The sequence below is a fragment of the Desulfovibrio sp. genome (assembly GCF_014803725.1).
Classification (GTDB): Bacteria; Desulfobacterota; Desulfovibrionia; order Desulfovibrionales; family Desulfovibrionaceae; genus Desulfovibrio.
In genome coordinates this window covers 1-14762 of record NZ_JAAVBE010000017.1, presented here as the reverse complement: position 1 = coordinate 14762, position 14762 = coordinate 1, and the positions used below count along the sequence as shown (strand labels likewise).

Sequence of the window (14762 nt, the reverse complement as noted above, 5' to 3'; positions counted from 1 at the left end):
TTCGGGCTGCCCTTTTTGCGTGAGCGGAAGGAATGGTTTTCAGGAGGCGGAGCAGATGGACGGAGAGCAGGGCGAAAGGCCGTGGCGCATCCGCACGGCGGCGGAGCGCGACCGGGAGGGGCTTGAGGCCGTGGTGATGGAGGCGTTCAGTGTCTATCTGCCGCGCATGGACCGCAAGCCGTATCCCATGCTGGACGATTACGGCGCCTACATCAGGGCCGGGCAGGCTTTCGTGCTGGAGGAGGATGGCGGGGCGCATGGGGAGGTCGCGCCGCAAGGAAGTATCCGGGGCTGCATCGTGCTCGTGCCGGATGCCGACGGCGCCCTGTCGCTGGAAGTGCTGGCCGTGAGCGGCGACGCTCAGGGCCGGGGCTACGGCCGGGCGCTGGTGGACTTTGCCCTGCGCCGCGCCAAGACCTTGGGCTGCCGCCGCCTCAAGCTCTACACCAATGCGGTCATGACCGAAGCCCAGGCTTTTTACGACCGCTTGGGATTTACCGAGATGCGCCGGGGGCAGGACGCAGGCTATCGGCGGGTGTTTTATGAGTTCGAGGTGGGGCAGGGGTAATGCCCCAGCGGCGCCCCATCAGTAAGTATTGCAGAAACGCTCGGTAAAGCCGTCGATAAAATCGCTGGCGTCGTCTTCGGGCAGGGACTCGACCCGCTCCAGTGTGGTTCCGATTTCCTCTTTCATGGTCGCGTATTTTGTCCGCGCCTCTTCTTCGGAAGAGGCAAAGGCAGTACGGACGAAGCAGCCATAAATGCTGCAAGTGATGCCCCAAGGCTGGTAGCCGGCCTCCTCCAGCGTGATACGCGCGCCCAGGGAAAATTCTTCGTCAAGCCGGATGATGCCGTTTTCCGTTCCTTTCTCACCCAGCGTCGCGCCGTCCGCATAGGGATGCCAGCTTTCCATGAAGCATACCTCCAAAAGTCGGGGGAACGGGGAAGCCGCGGCTAAAACCTCTCCTCCAGCGGTGGCCAGACGAGCCAGTCGCCGTCCGGGCGCAGGGCTCTGGCGTCCCCGGGCGCAAGATATACCTGCCGGCCCTCGCGGCGGATGCGGCCCTCTGCCAGCCATTGCAGGGCCTGCGGGTAGATGCGGTGCTCCAGGGCGTGGATGCGCGGCATGAGCGTTTCCAGCGGCTCGCCAGCATTGACGGGTACGGCCGCCTGGATGATGAGCGGGCCCGCGTCCATCTCCTCTTCCACAAAATGCACGCTGCAGCCCGTGAGCTTGACGCCGTAGGCGAGCGCGTCCGCGCCGCCGTGCGCACCCGGAAAGCTCGGCAGGAGCGCGGGGTGGATATTGAGCACCCGGCCCGCGAAGGCCTCCAGAAACACCGGGGTGAGGATGCGCATATAGCCGGCGAGCACGATGTATTCCGCGCCGCTCGCTTTCAGGGCCTCCACCATGGCCGCATCGTGGGCCTCCCGGATGGGATGGTCCTTGTGATCCAGCACGGCGCAAGGAATTCCGGCTTTTTGCGCCCGCTCGAGCACGCCAGCGCCCGGGCGGTTGCTCACGATGAGGCGGATGTCCACGTCGAGCACGCCTGCCGCGGCCTTGTCAATCATGGCCTGGGCGTTGGTGCCGCTGCCCGAGGCGAGGATGGCGATCTTGAGGGGCATGTCGGCTCCGCTCAGGGGGTGTCGAAGTGCGCGGCGATGGCGTCCGCCAGGGCCGGGATGGTGTAGTCCTGTGGCATCACCGCGGCCTTGAGCCCGTGGCGCTCGAGGGTGCGCCCCGTGACCGGGCCGATGGCCGCGAGCACGGTCTCGGGATGCGCCTTGAGCAGTTCCTCGGGCACGAGCGCAAGGAAATTCTCCACCGTGGAGGAGGAGCCGAAGCTCACGCAATCGAGCTTGCCGGCCTCCAAGAGTTGCAGCACCTCGTCCTTGCGGCCGGCGGCCGGCACGGTCACATAGGCGGGCACTACCCCCACCACCGCGGCGGCCTTGCGCAATTCGTCCGGCAGCACCTCCCGTGCCTCCCGGGCGCGCGGCAAAAGGAAGCGCATGCCGGCGATCTCCTTGCCCGCAACGGCCTTGAGCCCTTCGGCCACGTCCTCGGCCTGGTACTTGGGCGGCACAAAGTCCGCCCTGATGCCCCGGCTCGCCAGGGCCTCGGCCGTGGCCGGCCCGATGGCCGCCACCCGCAGGCCCCCGAGCGCGCGGCTGTCCTTGCCTGCGGCCTCAAGCCGCTGCCAGAAGTGGCGCACCCCGTTGACCGAGGTGAAGATGAGCCAGTCATATGCGCCCAGGCCTGCGATGGCCGCGTCCAGCGGGCCGTAGCTTTCGGGCTCGCTGATTTCGATGGTGGGGAACTGGATGACCTCCGCCCCCAGTTCCGTGAGCCTGGCCGCGAGGCCGCTGGCCTGCTCTCGCGCGCGCGTCACCACCACGCGCCGGCCGAGCAGGGGCTTCTTGCCGAACCAGTCCAGGCTCGCGTTGAGCTCGGCCACCTTGCCAACCACGATGATCGAGGGGTTGCTGAAGCCCTGGGCCACGGCCTCCCGCGGCAGCTCCTCCAGCGGCGCCACGAGCGAGCGCTGGCGCGGCGTGGTGCCGCGATAGACGAGGGCCGCCGGCGTGTCCGCCGCCATGCCGGCCCGGATGAGGTTGGCCGCGATGTCGGGCAGGTTCTTCATGCCCATGACAAAGACGAGGGTTGAGGCGCTTTTGGCGAGCGCCTCCCAGTTGTGCACCGAGCCCGGCTTGTCCGGGCTTTCGTGGCCGGTGATGATGGTCACGGAAGAGGCGAAATCGCGGTGCGTGAGCGGGATGCCCGCATAGGCCGGGGCCGCGATGGCGCTCGTCACGCCGGGCACCTCCTCAAAGGGTACGCCCGCGGCCACCAGCGCCTCGGCCTCCTCGCCGCCGCGCCCGAAAATATAGGGGTCGCCGCCCTTGAGGCGCGCCACCACGCGGCCACCGCCCTCCTGGGCCTTGCGCACGAGGAGCGCGTTGATCTCGTGCTGGGGCAGGGCGTGCTTGTCCGCTATCTTGCCCACGTAGATGCGCTCGGCGTCCGGCCGGGCGTGGTCCAGCAGGGAAGGATTGGCGAGCGCGTCATACACGACCACATCCGCGCGGGCCAGGGCGTCGCGGGCCTTGAGCGTGAGCAGGCCCGGGTCCCCGGGGCCCGCGCCGAGCAGGTAGACGAGCATCACTGGATGCCCCCGCGCATAAGCTCGAGCAGGGTGCGCGCGCCGAAGCCCGAGGCGCCCTCGGGGCAGAGCGGCGTGGTCTTGGCGTTCCAGTCCACGCCGGCGATGTCGAGGTGCGCCCACAGCTCGCCCTCGCGCACGAAGTGGCGCAGGAAGAGCGCGGCCGTGATGGCGCCGCCCTCGCGGCCGGCCGTGTGTTTGATGTCGGCCACTTCGCTTTTCAACTGCTCCGCATAGGGCTGCCAGAGCGGCAGACGCCAGTAATTTTCCCCGGCAACGGCCCCGGCGGCGCCGAGGCGTTCGGCGAGGCCGTCGTCGTCGCAGAACAGGCCGGCCAGCCCGGTGCCCAGCGCCACGGCGCAGGCTCCGGTGAGCGTGGCGATGTCCACGATGGCCGCGGGCGTCCAGCGCTTTTGCGCCCAGGCCAGCGCGTCGCAGAGTGCGAGGCGCCCCTCGGCGTCGGTATTGATGACCTCCACGCTGTCGCCATTGGCGGCCGTCACCACATCCCCGGGCCGAAACGCGCCGCCGTCGGGCATGTTCTCCGCGCAGGCGAGCAGGCCCACCACCCGGCGGGGCGCGCCCTCCCGGGCCAGCGCGGCCATGGAGGCGAGCACCGCCGCGGCGCCGCTCATGTCGCACTTCATCTGGTACATGTTGGCCGCGGGCTTGATGCACAGGCCGCCGGAATCGAAGGTGATACCCTTGCCCACGAGGATGAGCGGCTTTTCCTGCTCGTGGCCGGCGGGCGCGTATTCGAGCACAACGAGGCGCGGCGGCCGCGTGGAGCCCTGGCCCACGGCGCGCAGGCAGTCGAGCCCCTCGCGGGCCAGCGCGTCCTCGTCCAGTATCTCGCAGGTGAGGCCGCTTTCCTCGGCCACCGTTGCGGCGCGCTCGGCGAGCAGCGCCGGCGAGAGGAGATTGCCCGGCATGTTGGCGAGGTCGCGCGCGAGAGAGACGGCCCAGGCCGCGCTCTCGCCCCTGCGTGCCGCGGCATGGCCCCCGTCGGGCACGCTCTCGCCGTCAAAGCCCAGGGCCAGCCATTCCGGCGCCGGATTTTCGTCCTTGGGCGCCTTTTTCAGGGCGTCGAAGCGGTAGAGGGCGAGCTGCGCCGCGCAGACGCATTCCTCCACCAGGCGCTCGCGGCCCCCCGGCAGGCGGCCGAGCTGCGGCTCGGGCAACAGGATGGATGTCACGCCCAGGGCGCGGCAGCGCTGCACGGCACTGGCCACGGCCTTGCGGATGCGCTCGGGCGTGACGTCCTCCCGCTTGCCGAGGCCGATGGCGAGCACGCGCGGGATGGCGAGCTCCGGGTGGCCGTGCAAAAGGGCCAGCGCCCCTTCTTTGGGCTTGAAATCGCGCAGGGCGGGCGCCACGGCGAGCCAGGGCGCGGCCTTGTCGAGCTCCGGGTTCTCCTGCAACAGCTCCTCGCCCTCGCAGGCGAAGGCCAAAAGCACGTCGCCCTTCCAGTGCTCGGGGCCGAGATTCTGAAACCGCACTTCCATGGCAAGCCCTCCTTGGGCGCGAAGCGGCGCGCCGCCGCACGACTCTACACAAAAGGCCCGCCAGTGCCAAGCAAGCGGCCTTGCGCTTTTGGGCCGCACTGGCTAGGATTTGGCGGCCCGACAGCGGCACAAGCAGGAGGAACGCGCATGCGCTGGCAGAATCAGCAGCAAAGCTCCCACGTGGAGGACCGCCGCGGCAGGTCGCCCATGGCCTTCCGGGGCATGCCCATCGGCGGCAAGGCGGGGGCCATCCTCCTGCTCGTGGTGCTGGTGGCCGGCTATTACGGCTATGACCTGACCCCGCTTCTGGGCGGCTTGGGCGGCGATGTTGCCCAGGTGAGCGCCCCGCGGCCGGCCGGGACCGGCTCCGGGGATGACGAGCTCGCCCGCTTCGCCTCGGTGACGCTCAAGAGCACCGAGGACACCTGGGACAAGATCTTCCGCGCCTCGGGCAAACGCTACGACCCGCCCACGCTCGTGCTCTTCAGCGACAGCACGGACACGGCCTGCGGCTACGGCCAGAGCGCCATGGGGCCCTTCTATTGCCCGGCCGACCAGAACGTCTACATCGACCTCGCCTTTTACGGCGACATGGAGCGCAAGCTTGGCGGCGGCGGGGACTTCGCCCTGGGATATGTGCTGGCGCACGAGGTGGGCCACCACGTGCAGAACGAGCTCGGCATCGCCCAGGAGGTGCGCCGCCAGCAGTCCGGGGCATCCCAGGTCGAGGCCAACCGGCTCTCGGTGATGCTGGAGCTTCAGGCCGACTGTTTTGCGGGCGTCTGGGGCAGGTATATGGAGGAGCAGGGCATCCTCGAAGCCGGCGACCTTGAGGAGGCGCTCAACACGGCGAGCGCCATCGGCGACGACCGCCTCCAGCGGCAGAGCATGGGCCGCGTGGTGCCGGACAGCTTCACGCACGGCACCTCGGCGCAGCGGCTCCGCTGGTTCCGGCGCGGCTTTGACAGCGGCGACCCGGGCCAGTGCAATACCTTCAAGGGGATCGATTAGGCGCAGCGCTTCGCAAAATTCGCGCATAACGCAAAAAACGCCGCCGTTCCGAAAGGAGCGGCGGCGTTTTCGTCAAAAGCTGTAAAGTCCTAGAACTGGATGTCCAGGCGCACGAACCAGCCCTTGGGATGCAGACAGGCCGGGCACACGTCCGGGGCGTCCTTGCCGTCCACGAGGCAGCCGCAGTTGAGGCAGCGCCACACCGTGGGCTCGGGATTGGAGAACATGGTGTTGGTCTTGATCTTGTTGGCCAGGTCGAGGAAGCGCTTCTCGTGGTAGTTTTCCGCGATGAGGATGTTGCGCATGGCTATGGCAACCGGGATGAAGCCCTCGTTTTCGGCGATGGTGGCGAAGTCGGGATACATCTTGGTGTATTCCTCATGCTCGCCGGCCGCGGACTCGATCAGGTTGGCATAGGTGTCGGCGATGACGCCGGCCGGGAAGGTGCCGGAAATCTCGAGCTGGCCGCCCTCGAGGAGCTTGAACAGGCGCTCGGCGTGTTCCTTTTCCTGATAGGCCGTCTCCTCAAAGATCTTGCTCACGAAGATGAAGCCGTCCTTCTTGGCCTGCGAGGCGTAGAAGGTGTAGCGGTTGCGGGCCTGGGACTCGCCGGAAAAGGCGATGAGGATATTTTTCTCGGTCTGGGAGCCCTTCAGTGACTTCATGCGAACCTCCGGTCAGCTGGCTGGCCAGGTTGGGGTGCTTCGGCGGCGGAATTTTCCGCGCCCGGAAGCCTACCCTATCCCAGCCGCGCCGTTTCTGTCAAATAGGTTCGCGCAGGAGGGGGATGATGGACGCCCAAGGCCCCTAGCCGGCCTGCTCCATTTCGTTGAGCTGGGCCTCCAGGGCCGCGATCTGCGACTGGAGGGCGTCGATTTTGCCGGTCACGCCCGCGTCCGCCGCGCCGCCCGTGAGGTTGGAGGTCAGGCTCATGAGCTGGCTTTTCAGGGCCTGGATCTGCTTGCGGATGCTCTCGGCATCGTTGCCGGACGAGGAGGAAGCTCCCCCGGCGCCGCCCCCGCCTCCGGCGGGCGCGCCCTCACCGCCGGCCTCGCCGCCGGACTGGCCGGCATCGCCGCCGCTGTTCTGCGAGGCGCTGGAGCTTGCGGGCTGGTCATATTTGTGGATCATCTCGGAGTAGAGGCGCTTCGCCTCGTCGGAAATTTCCGCCGTGTCGCCCGAGCCCGAGCGCTGGCTGCGGCTGGTGGAACTTCTTTCCCCGTCCACCGCGCTCACGGCATCGAGGTTCCAGAGGGCGTTTGAACTGTAGGCTCCGCTGATTTCCATGCTTGTCTCCCGATGGCTGGCCCGGCAGGAATTGCCCGCCCGGCGTGTCGTGCCGGGAAAGAAGCAGGAATCGTGCCGCGCGGAAGGGGAGATGACCGCGCTTTACCGAAACCCGCGCCTGTGGCAGCATGGCGGCATGGTAGCGCCAGCCCCGAAAGCGGAAGAAAACGTGCCCTTTGTGCTCGCGAGCGGTGAAGTGCTCACGGCAACGGTGCGCCGCTCGGCCAGAAGCCGGCGCCCCAGGCTCAGCCTGTCGCCCCGGGGCGCGCTTGCGCTGGTCATCCCGGCCGCGTGGCCGTCCGCCCGCCTGGGCGAGCTCGTCCCGGCCTTCCTTCCCTGGCTTGAGCGCGCCTGGCCGCGTTTTGCCGCCTCGCGCCCCAAGCCCGCCCTGCCTGAAAAAATCGCCCTGCCGCTTGCCGGCCGGGAGCTCTCGGTGGTCGCCGGCGGAGATTTCGCCGCCGGCCGCGCGGCCAGCGCCGGGGCCGCGTCCCTCGTGCGCCTGGGCGCGGGCAGCCGCCGCGTGCTCCTGCTGGAGCATGGAGAAAATCTGCGGCTTTTCGGCGCCACGGATGACCTCGCCCTCTGCGGCCACGCCCTTCAACGCTGGTGCCGGGGGATGGCCACGCGCCTCTTGCCGCCGCACCTGGAATCGCTCGGCCGGGCGCATGGTTTCGCGCCGCCCAGGGTGGCCGTGCGCGACCAGCGCTCCCGCTGGGGAAGCTGCTCGCGCGGGCGCGCCGGCGCGGCCGAGCCCCACATCCAGCTCAACTGGCGGGCACTCCTCCTCCCGCCGCCCCTGCTCGACCACCTCTGCTTCCATGAGCTCTGCCATTTGCGCCACATGGATCATTCCCCGGCCTACCGCGCCGAGCTCGCGCGCGTCTCGCCCGACTGGGCCCGGCTCGAGCGGGGCCTTTCCCGAGCCTGGCGCGAGCTCCCCTTCTGGGCGCTGCCGCAGGACGCGCCTGCGGCGTCCTAGTGCGCACGTTTCCTTTGACCTTGCTGTACTTTTGCGGTGGCGGTGTCCTTGTGCTGTGGCAATAATGCCGAAATTATCCGTCAAAAACAGCCTTTTTGCTGCTTGCTGCGTCAGAGAAAAATTTTCTTGGTCGAGTACTTAAGTACACTCCCTGCGAAAATTTTTATCTTCCTTGCAAGCAGCAAAAAATCTTATTTTTTAGGATTCTTCCGGCACCAGCACCCGTCTTCCGCTTCGCTCCAGACGGGGTATGGAATATCTGTCAACTACATTGGATAGTTGAACTTCTCTTTACAGTCCGCACGCAAACCGCTATAAACGCCCCAGCTAGGGGAGCCGAACAGGCCCGCGCGTGGCGCTGGCAAGGCGGCTGAGAGTGGGGACATGCCCCAGACCCTGTGAACCTGACGCAGTTCGCACTGCCGGAGGGAAGCGCAGACCGGATTCCCGCAGGTTCCGGTCTTTTTTTGCGCCCTGCGTCGCAAACGCCGGAGGCATCATGGCATCAACTCTCTTGTCCAAAAACGCGGCGCTGTCCGGGCTTTGCGAGCGGCATCTCGCCACGCTCGCCCGCGAGGAGGCCCTTGACGAGGCCCTCATCCTCGAGGCGCTGGACGCGGGCACCATGGCCTTTCTGGGCAATCCCGCCCACCCGGGCCTCAAGCCCATCCTCGTGGGCCAGCCCGCGCGGGTGAAGGTCAACGCCAATCTCGGCACCTCGCCGCTCAGCTCCTGCATGGAGACCGAGCGGGCCAAGATCGCCGCCGCTGCCAGGGCCGGCGCCGACACCATCATGGACCTTTCCATCGCGGGCGACCTCGACGCCATCCGGCGGGAAATGCTCGCCGCATGGCAGCTCCCGCTCGGTACGGTGCCCATGTACGCCGTGGGCCAGCAGCTGCTCGACGCCGGGCGCGACATCGCCTCCATGAAGCCGGACGACCTTTTCGCGGAAATCGAGAAACAGGCCCGGCAGGGCGTGGATTTCGTCACCGTGCATTGCGGGCTCTCGCGGCGCGGGGCAGAGCTCGCCGTAAATGGCGGCCGCGAGATGGGCATCGTCTCGCGCGGCGGCTCCATGCTGGCGCGCTGGATGCTGGAAAATGACCGGGAAAATCCGCTGCTGGAGGAATTTGACCGCCTCGTCGACATCAGCCTTAAGCACAATCTCGTGCTCTCGCTGGGCGACGGCTTGAGGCCCGGCGCCGGCGCGGACGCGGGCGACGCTGCCCAGTGGGAGGAGGTCATCAATCTCGGCGTCCTCGCCCGGCGCGCGCTCGAGCGCGGCGTGCAGTGCATGATCGAGGGGCCGGGCCATGTGCCGCTCAACCAGGTGCGCACGCAGATACAGGGCATCAAGCGCCTCACCCACGGCGCGCCGCTCTATGTGCTCGGGCCGCTCTGCTGCGACAGCGCGCCCGGCTACGACCACATCGCCGGGGCCATCGGCGGGGCGCTCGGCGTGGAGGCCGGGGTGGACTTCCTCTGTTACCTCACGCCCGCCGAGCACCTGACCCTGCCCGACGCCGCTGACGTGGCCGCCGGGGTGATGGCCTCGCGCGTGGCCGCGCAGGTGGGCGAGGTGGCGCTGGGGCGCCCGGGCGCCGTGGCTCGCGAGAAGGCCATGAACGCGGCGCGCAAGGCGCTGGACTGGGACGGCATGGCGAAAGCCGCCATCGACCCCGAACAGCTCGCCAAGCGGCGCGAGCCGCACAAGGGCGAGGAGGTCTGCGCCATGTGCGGCAAGTTCTGCGCGGTCAAGATGCTGCGGGAGACCAAGGCGAAAAAAGCCTGAGCGGAGAAAGCAACCTGAGGCTGGCGGCCGTTGCGTCCGGTACAGGCGCGGCGGCCGCTGCTGTATGAGCTGTCAGCGGCCGAGCAGGGCGCGCGTTTCGTTGTCAAGGCCGCGCAGGCTTTCCGTTACCTGCGCGCCGCCGAGATTTTCCGGGTCTTGCGTGATGAGGATGAGCAGGCGCTCCGGCGTGGCGGCCACCCGCGTTGTGGCGCGCCCGCGCAGGGCCTGGGTGCGCGGCTCGCCCTCAAAGATCCAGAAGCGGCCCTCCTCGCGCGGCTCCGTGGCATCGCCCTGAAGTTCGGCCATCCCGCGCGCGAAGTCGCGGGCCGTGCTTCCCTTGCGGTTGGGCAGCACGAACACGCTCACCTGCGCGAGAAAGCGCTCGGCCGCCTCGTCCTGCACGCCGAGCACGAGCATGTACTCCTCGGGCGCGCCGCTGCTGAAGCCCGTGCGCTCCTCGCCGTCCCACCCGGGGGGAAGCGTCGCGGCGAAGCGGCTGAAGCTGCGCTCGCCCGGCGTGTCTGCGGAGGATGTGGCGGCCGTTTCCGGGTTTTGCGCAGCCGCGCTCCCGGGGAGGCAGAACAGGAGAAGGAGCAGGAGGGCGGCAAAAGCGATTCTTGGCATGGTCACTCCACGGTTCAGGGGACAAGCAGGCGGAGCGCCCACGGGGCGCTTGCGGAAAGGATGAGGAGCACAAGGCCGGCCGCCGCCAGCGCAAGGCGCCTCTTGGGCACGCGGGCCGCGAGTAAAGCCCCCCAGGCGGCGGCAGCCAGTGTGAGCAGGCAGAGCGCCACCAGCTGGAAGAGCGCCGCGTGCGCCTCGCCGGGGAGGGCGCTCCCCTTGCGCAGCAAGAGCCCCAGAGCCACGCCCCAGCGCTCGAGGAGCTGCGGCACGGCCCCGGCCACGGCCCACACGGCGCACCAGCGCACGGCGCCCGCGGCCTCTGCGGCGCTGAGCGGGCGGCCGAGCCAGCCCCGGCGCGCCACAAGGGCTGCCAAGATGAGCCCCACGGCGCCGCCGGAGCTGAAGGCCGTAAAATAGGCGCGGCAGGCATGCTTGAGCACGGCTGCGGCCGCGCGTGAGAAGTCCATGCCGGGGGGGAGACCCGCGAAAGGCCAGTTGAGGAGCGCGAATGCCGCCAGTGCGCAGCAAGCGGCGCCGAAAAGGAGCACCAGCGGCAGGCGGATGGCCCGGGCGCTGTAGCTGTCCGTCCCCGGGGGCAGGCCGGCGGCCTTGCGCAGGCAGGCGTGCCGGCCGCTCCACGCGCAGAGGATGCCCGCGCACCACAGGGCCACGCTCAGGCTGATGCCCGCGCCGGCCGGCGTGAAAAAGGCGCCGAGACGCCGCGCGAGCGGCGCGTCCGCCACCTGGGAGAGCTGGACCAGGGCGTCCCCGATGACGAGCGCCGGCCACGCGGCCGAAAGCGCGAGGCCGAGGCCGGCGAGGGACGCGGCGCCCGTCAGGCAGAAGGCCGCATGCCCGCGCCGCCCGAGGATGAGGGCGAGCGCCGCCATGAAGGGCAGCGTGGCCGCGGCATTGGCCGCGATGCCGAGCAGGCTGGCGCCCCAGTGCCAGAAGATCAGGGCCGTGTCGGGGGTCATGCCGGCCCTTGTAGCCCGGGCGCCCGCCGCGCGCAAGGGGCGCTCCGGCACCTGCCTTCTGCTACGCTCCAGACGGGCTTAAGGAAAAGCGCTCAACCGCTGGTGTGTCATAAACTGGAGAAAACCGCGTTGTTCCCTCTTTTGCGGGCTTTTTTGTGGCCCATGGCCTTTTATGTGCCGCTGTGCGGGATAAATGCCTGATTTTTCACATTTTGAAATCCGACTCTTTTTGTAGGGAAGCGGCGAAAAAAGGTATAAAATATCAAGTTGTTGGCGCCATAGCGTTGACAATCCCCGCAAAGCGTGGTCTTGTCCTCGCAACGGGCCGCGTTCCGGCGAAATGTTTTGCCGGGGGCAACGCGGGAAATTTTTGGTTTTTTGCGAGGGTGTTTCATGTCCAAGTCCATCTATGTGGGGAACCTTCCCTGGTCGGCCACCGAGGAGCAGGTGCAGGATCTGTTTTCCGAGTACGGCAATGTCCTGAGCGTCAAGCTCGTCAGCGACAGGGAAACGGGCCGCGCCCGCGGCTTCGGCTTTGTGGAAATGGAAGACGGCGACGCCGATGCCGCCATCGAAGCGCTGGATAACGTCAGCTTCGGGGGCCGTACCCTGCGCGTCAACGAAGCCAAACCCCGGGCCCCGCGTCCTCCCCGCTACTAAAAGCGCACACGCGCCGCGCGAGCCCTGAGGGCCGCGCATGATTTTCCGCCCCGGCTGGCTACGCCCCCGGGGCTTTTTTGCGCCCGCGCGTCAAGGCGCGCTCCGCCGCGCCCCCCTCTGCGCCGGGCGCAAAAAACGCGGCGGGACAGGGGCCCCGCCGCGTTTCGCTGTCGTTGCCCGTTTCTGTCGCCTAGGCGTCGCCGTGCCCGAGGGCGTAGTATTCGGCCAGCATGGGGCCGAAGAACTCGGCGTCGTCGCCCAGCTCTTCCTCGATGCGCAAAAGCTGGTTGTACTTGCTCATGCGGTCGGAGCGGGAGAGCGAGCCGGTCTTGATCTGGCCGGCGTTGACGCCCACCGCGAGGTCGGCGATGAAGCTGTCTTCCGTCTCGCCCGAGCGGTGGGAGACCACGGTGGTGTAGGCCGCTTCCTTGGCCATCTCGATGGTGTCGAGGGTCTCGGTGACGGTGCCGATCTGGTTGAGCTTGATGAGGATGGAGTTGGCGACCCCGGCGGCGATACCCTCGGCGAGGATGGAGGGATTGGTCACGAAGAGGTCGTCGCCCACGAGCTGCACGTTCTCGCCGAGAGTGGAGGTGAGCAGGCTCCAGCCGTCCCAGTCGTTTTCGGCCATGCCGTCCTCGATGGAGATGAGCGGGTACTTGCGCGTGAACTCGGCGAGCCATTCGGCCATCTCGGCGCTGGTGAAGCTCTTGCCCTCGCAGACGTACTTGCCGTCCTTGTAGAACTCGGACGAGGCCGCGTCGATGGCCAGCGCCACCTCGCCGCCGGGATTGTAGCCGGCCTCCTCGATGGCGCGGATGATGTAGCTGAAGGCCTCGTCATGGTTCTTGAGGTTGGGGGCGAAGCCGCCCTCGTCGCCCACGCTGGTCACATGCCCGTCGGCCTTGAGGATGGCGGCCAGCGTGTGGAAGATCTCCGCGCCCATGCGCAGCGAGTCGCGGAAGCTCATGGCGCCGAGCGGCATGATCATGAATTCCTGGATGTCCAGGTTGTTGGGGGCGTGCGCGCCGCCGTTGATGATGTTCATCATGGGCGCGGGCAGGACCTTGGCGTTGATGCCGCCGATATACTTGTAGAGCGGAAGCCCGAGGAAGGTGGCCGCGGCGCGCGCGCAGGCCATGGAAGCGCCGAGCATGGCGTTGGCGCCGAGGCGGGACTTGTTGTCCGTGCCGTCGAGGTCGATGAGGGTATTGTCGATCTGCACCTGGCGCAGGGCGTCCATGCCCACGAGGGCCTGGGCGATCTCGTTGTTCACATGCTCGACGGCGCGGGTGACGCCCTTGCCGCCATAGCGTTTCTTGTCGCCGTCGCGCATTTCGAGCGCTTCGCGGCTGCCGGTGGACGCGCCCGAGGGCACGGCCGCACGGGCGTTGATGCCCGACTCCAGGGAAACTTCCACCTCCACGGTGGGATTGCCGCGCGAGTCAAGGATCTCGCGGCCATGGACAGAGACAATGGTGCTCATGGCTCCTCCTTTTTGCCGGCCGGGCCGGATTTGCTGGCGTCACACGCCTGATCTTCATAGTAAAGGCGCCTCAGCCCCTCGAGGAGGAGCTGCGGCAAAACCGCGTCAAATACCGGGCTCGCCTGGGCGATGGCGGCGGCGAAGCCCCCGGTGGCGACCGTCGTCACCGGGCCGGGCATCTGCCGGCCGAGGCGCCCGGTGAGGCCCTCGCTGATGCTCACATAGCCGAAGAAAAGCCCGTGGCGGATGCTCGTCACCGTGTCGCGGCCCGGGGTCGGCTCCTCGGCGCTCACGTCCATGCTCACCGGCGGGAGCTTGGCGGCGTGGCTCGAGAGCGCGGCCATGGCCGTGGCGGGCCCGGGAAAGATGAGGCCGCCCAGGTAGGCCTCGCCGCTCACGCAGTCGAGGGTGAGGGCGGTGCCGAAATCGGCCACCACGAGGGACGCCGCTTCGGGAAACTGGCGCCTGGCCGCATAGGCCGCCACCAGGCGGTCGGCGCCCACTTCGGCCGGGCGCTCGTAGCGGTTTTCCAGCGGCACCGGGAGGTCGTCCACGGCCCGCAGCAGCGGGCGGCCCACAAAGCGGGCCACGGCCTCGGCGAGCAGCGGGTCCAGCGGCGGCACCACCGAGGAGGCCACGCAGGCTTTGAGCGACGCCGGCGCCACGCCCGCATGCCCGAGCAGAGAGAGCAGGGTGAGCCCGAGGCTGTCGGCCGTCTGGCCCGTGGCGGCGGGGAGGGTGTAGGCGGCGAGCACATGGCTCTCGTCGGCCATGCCCACCTTGATGGACGTATTGCCCACATCGAACAGGAGAAGTTCCGCCTGCATGGATGCCTCCGCCGCCTTCAGCGCGGAGACAGTATGCCGGATTCTCCGGGTACAGGCAAGCGCGGGCGCCTAGCGGAAGGCGGCGAGCGCCCGGCCCTGGCGCAGGCCGATGCAGCCGAGCGGAAGATCCCGCCACCAGAGCGCGGCCTCGCGGCCTGTGAGGCCGGTCTGGAGCGCGCGCCCCTGGAGCAGGGCTTCCACCTCGGTTACCTCCTCCAGCACGAGGGACTGCGGCCCGGGCTCCCCAGCGGCGCCCCCGGGCACAAGGCAACGCAGGCGCGGGGCGGGCGCGAAGGCGCCGGCGCCGTCCATGCGGCCGAGCGGCGCGGCCTGCCAGCCGAAGCCGGGGGGGAGCAACGCGGCCGCGGCCTCAGGCACAAAGCGCGCCGTGCCGCCGAAGTCGAGCACAGAGCCTGCGGGCAGGCGCGCCGGGTCGCAACAGGG

At 68.5% G+C, this 14762-nt stretch carries 16 protein-coding genes, 1 pseudogene and 1 riboswitch; of the genes and pseudogenes, 5 read left to right on the top strand and 12 right to left on the bottom strand.

Annotation, left to right across the window (positions count from 1 at the left end; translation table 11 throughout):
• Positions 1-55 precede the first annotated feature (55 nt).
• A complete protein-coding gene (locus HDR50_RS05060; RefSeq protein WP_291356519.1) occupies positions 56-568 on the top strand; it encodes a GNAT family N-acetyltransferase in 513 nt (170 codons plus the stop codon).
• An 18-nt stretch (positions 569-586) separates the two neighbouring features.
• On the opposite strand, the gene HDR50_RS05055 is transcribed toward HDR50_RS05060, so the two are convergent.
• The 4 genes from HDR50_RS05055 to HDR50_RS05040 are packed head-to-tail and all read right to left on the bottom strand — an operon-like array spanning position 587 to position 4672.
• Positions 587-913: a hypothetical protein gene (locus HDR50_RS05055; RefSeq protein ID WP_291356517.1), complete on the bottom strand. Its 327-nt coding sequence runs from the start codon at positions 911-913 to the stop codon at positions 587-589.
• A gap of 41 nt (positions 914-954) precedes the next feature.
• On the bottom strand, positions 955-1629 hold the full coding sequence (gene purN, locus HDR50_RS05050) for a phosphoribosylglycinamide formyltransferase (protein WP_291356515.1): 675 nt from the start codon (positions 1627-1629) through the stop codon (positions 955-957).
• A gap of 11 nt (positions 1630-1640) precedes the next feature.
• Entirely contained in the window at positions 1641-3167 is a 1527-nt protein-coding gene (cobA, locus tag HDR50_RS05045; RefSeq protein ID WP_291356589.1) for a uroporphyrinogen-III C-methyltransferase, read from the bottom strand.
• Complete coding sequence (locus tag HDR50_RS05040) at positions 3167-4672, bottom strand: leucyl aminopeptidase (RefSeq protein ID WP_291356513.1); 1506 nt, start codon at positions 4670-4672, stop codon at positions 3167-3169. Before HDR50_RS05040 ends, cobA begins: the two co-directional genes overlap by 1 nt.
• 147 nt (positions 4673-4819) lie before the next feature.
• On the opposite strand from HDR50_RS05040, the gene HDR50_RS05035 reads away from it, so the two are divergent.
• Positions 4820-5683 carry a neutral zinc metallopeptidase gene (locus HDR50_RS05035; protein WP_291356511.1) on the top strand — a complete coding sequence of 288 codons (864 nt, stop codon included), beginning with the start codon at positions 4820-4822 and terminating at the stop codon, positions 5681-5683.
• 89 nt (positions 5684-5772) lie between these two features.
• On the opposite strand, the gene rbr is transcribed toward HDR50_RS05035, so the two are convergent.
• Positions 5773-6348 (bottom strand): rubrerythrin, encoded by a 576-nt coding sequence (rbr, locus tag HDR50_RS05030; RefSeq protein WP_291356509.1) that lies wholly within the window; start codon positions 6346-6348, stop codon positions 5773-5775.
• 142 nt (positions 6349-6490) lie between these two features.
• Complete coding sequence (locus tag HDR50_RS05025) at positions 6491-6970, bottom strand: FlxA-like family protein (RefSeq protein ID WP_291356507.1); 480 nt, start codon at positions 6968-6970, stop codon at positions 6491-6493.
• Here HDR50_RS05025 and HDR50_RS05020 point away from each other — a divergent pair.
• Together HDR50_RS05020 and thiC are read left to right on the top strand one after the other, a co-directional pair.
• The gene (locus HDR50_RS05020) at positions 6969-7949 is read left to right on the top strand and encodes a M48 family metallopeptidase (RefSeq protein WP_291356505.1); all 981 of its coding nucleotides are present in this window, start codon (positions 6969-6971) and stop codon (positions 7947-7949) included. The two genes, HDR50_RS05025 and HDR50_RS05020, sit on opposite strands and share 2 nt — an antisense overlap.
• Positions 7950-8268: 319 nt before the next feature.
• A riboswitch (TPP riboswitch) is annotated at positions 8269-8397 on the top strand.
• A gap of 51 nt (positions 8398-8448) precedes the next feature.
• Complete coding sequence (gene thiC, locus HDR50_RS05015; RefSeq protein WP_291356503.1) at positions 8449-9744, top strand: phosphomethylpyrimidine synthase ThiC; 1296 nt, start codon at positions 8449-8451, stop codon at positions 9742-9744.
• A gap of 72 nt (positions 9745-9816) precedes the next feature.
• Here the strand turns inward: thiC and HDR50_RS05010 are convergent, their stop codons facing one another.
• The 3 genes from HDR50_RS05010 to HDR50_RS05000 all read right to left on the bottom strand — a co-directional run bounded on the left by HDR50_RS05010 (position 9817) and on the right by HDR50_RS05000 (position 11740).
• Positions 9817-10368 carry a protoporphyrinogen oxidase gene (locus tag HDR50_RS05010; protein ID WP_291356501.1) on the bottom strand — a complete coding sequence of 184 codons (552 nt, stop codon included), beginning with the start codon at positions 10366-10368 and terminating at the stop codon, positions 9817-9819.
• Positions 10369-10382: 14 nt separating this feature from the next.
• Entirely contained in the window at positions 10383-11345 is a 963-nt protein-coding gene (locus HDR50_RS05005; RefSeq protein WP_291356499.1) for a spidroin-2, read from the bottom strand.
• Positions 11346-11515: 170 nt separating this feature from the next.
• Positions 11516-11740, bottom strand: a complete 225-nt coding sequence (locus HDR50_RS05000; RefSeq protein WP_291356497.1) for a hypothetical protein — start codon at positions 11738-11740, stop codon at positions 11516-11518.
• Here HDR50_RS05000 and HDR50_RS04995 point away from each other — a divergent pair.
• Entirely contained in the window at positions 11739-12005 is a 267-nt protein-coding gene (locus tag HDR50_RS04995) for an RNA-binding protein (RefSeq protein ID WP_165078549.1), read from the top strand. The genes HDR50_RS05000 and HDR50_RS04995 overlap by 2 nt on opposite strands.
• 190 nt (positions 12006-12195) lie before the next feature.
• Here the strand turns inward: HDR50_RS04995 and eno are convergent, their stop codons facing one another.
• The 3 genes and pseudogenes from eno to HDR50_RS04980 form a co-directional block, all read right to left on the bottom strand.
• Positions 12196-13491, bottom strand: coding sequence for a phosphopyruvate hydratase (gene eno / locus HDR50_RS04990; RefSeq protein ID WP_291356495.1), 1296 nt, complete (start codon positions 13489-13491; stop codon positions 12196-12198).
• A complete protein-coding gene (locus tag HDR50_RS04985; RefSeq protein ID WP_291356494.1) occupies positions 13488-14318 on the bottom strand; it encodes a type III pantothenate kinase in 831 nt (276 codons plus the stop codon). The genes eno and HDR50_RS04985 overlap by 4 nt, the downstream gene beginning before the upstream one ends.
• Before the next feature lie 69 nt (positions 14319-14387).
• Positions 14388-14762, bottom strand: a pseudogene (locus HDR50_RS04980) (RsmB/NOP family class I SAM-dependent RNA methyltransferase); the annotation flags it as partial.

What these genes read in the sequence shown, in the direction of transcription:
- HDR50_RS05010 (WP_291356501.1), bottom strand. Translation starts at nt 10,368, where the DNA reads ATGCCAAGAATCGCTTTTGCCGCCCTCCTGCTCCTTCTCCTGTTCTGC.
- HDR50_RS04995 (WP_165078549.1), top strand. Translation starts at nt 11,739, where the DNA reads ATGTCCAAGTCCATCTATGTGGGGAACCTTCCCTGGTCGGCCACCGAG.
- HDR50_RS05060 (WP_291356519.1), top strand. Translation starts at nt 56, where the DNA reads ATGGACGGAGAGCAGGGCGAAAGGCCGTGGCGCATCCGCACGGCGGCG.
- cobA (WP_291356589.1), bottom strand. Translation starts at nt 3,167, where the DNA reads ATGCTCGTCTACCTGCTCGGCGCGGGCCCCGGGGACCCGGGCCTGCTC.
- HDR50_RS05025 (WP_291356507.1), bottom strand. Translation starts at nt 6,970, where the DNA reads ATGGAAATCAGCGGAGCCTACAGTTCAAACGCCCTCTGGAACCTCGAT.
- thiC (WP_291356503.1), top strand. Translation starts at nt 8,449, where the DNA reads ATGGCATCAACTCTCTTGTCCAAAAACGCGGCGCTGTCCGGGCTTTGC.
- HDR50_RS05040 (WP_291356513.1), bottom strand. Translation starts at nt 4,672, where the DNA reads ATGGAAGTGCGGTTTCAGAATCTCGGCCCCGAGCACTGGAAGGGCGAC.
- purN (WP_291356515.1), bottom strand. Translation starts at nt 1,629, where the DNA reads ATGCCCCTCAAGATCGCCATCCTCGCCTCGGGCAGCGGCACCAACGCC.
- HDR50_RS05055 (WP_291356517.1), bottom strand. Translation starts at nt 913, where the DNA reads ATGGAAAGCTGGCATCCCTATGCGGACGGCGCGACGCTGGGTGAGAAA.
- HDR50_RS05005 (WP_291356499.1), bottom strand. Translation starts at nt 11,345, where the DNA reads ATGACCCCCGACACGGCCCTGATCTTCTGGCACTGGGGCGCCAGCCTG.
- HDR50_RS05020 (WP_291356505.1), top strand. Translation starts at nt 6,969, where the DNA reads ATGCTTGTCTCCCGATGGCTGGCCCGGCAGGAATTGCCCGCCCGGCGT.
- HDR50_RS05035 (WP_291356511.1), top strand. Translation starts at nt 4,820, where the DNA reads ATGCGCTGGCAGAATCAGCAGCAAAGCTCCCACGTGGAGGACCGCCGC.
- rbr (WP_291356509.1), bottom strand. Translation starts at nt 6,348, where the DNA reads ATGAAGTCACTGAAGGGCTCCCAGACCGAGAAAAATATCCTCATCGCC.
- HDR50_RS04985 (WP_291356494.1), bottom strand. Translation starts at nt 14,318, where the DNA reads ATGCAGGCGGAACTTCTCCTGTTCGATGTGGGCAATACGTCCATCAAG.
- eno (WP_291356495.1), bottom strand. Translation starts at nt 13,491, where the DNA reads ATGAGCACCATTGTCTCTGTCCATGGCCGCGAGATCCTTGACTCGCGC.
- HDR50_RS05000 (WP_291356497.1), bottom strand. Translation starts at nt 11,740, where the DNA reads ATGAAACACCCTCGCAAAAAACCAAAAATTTCCCGCGTTGCCCCCGGC.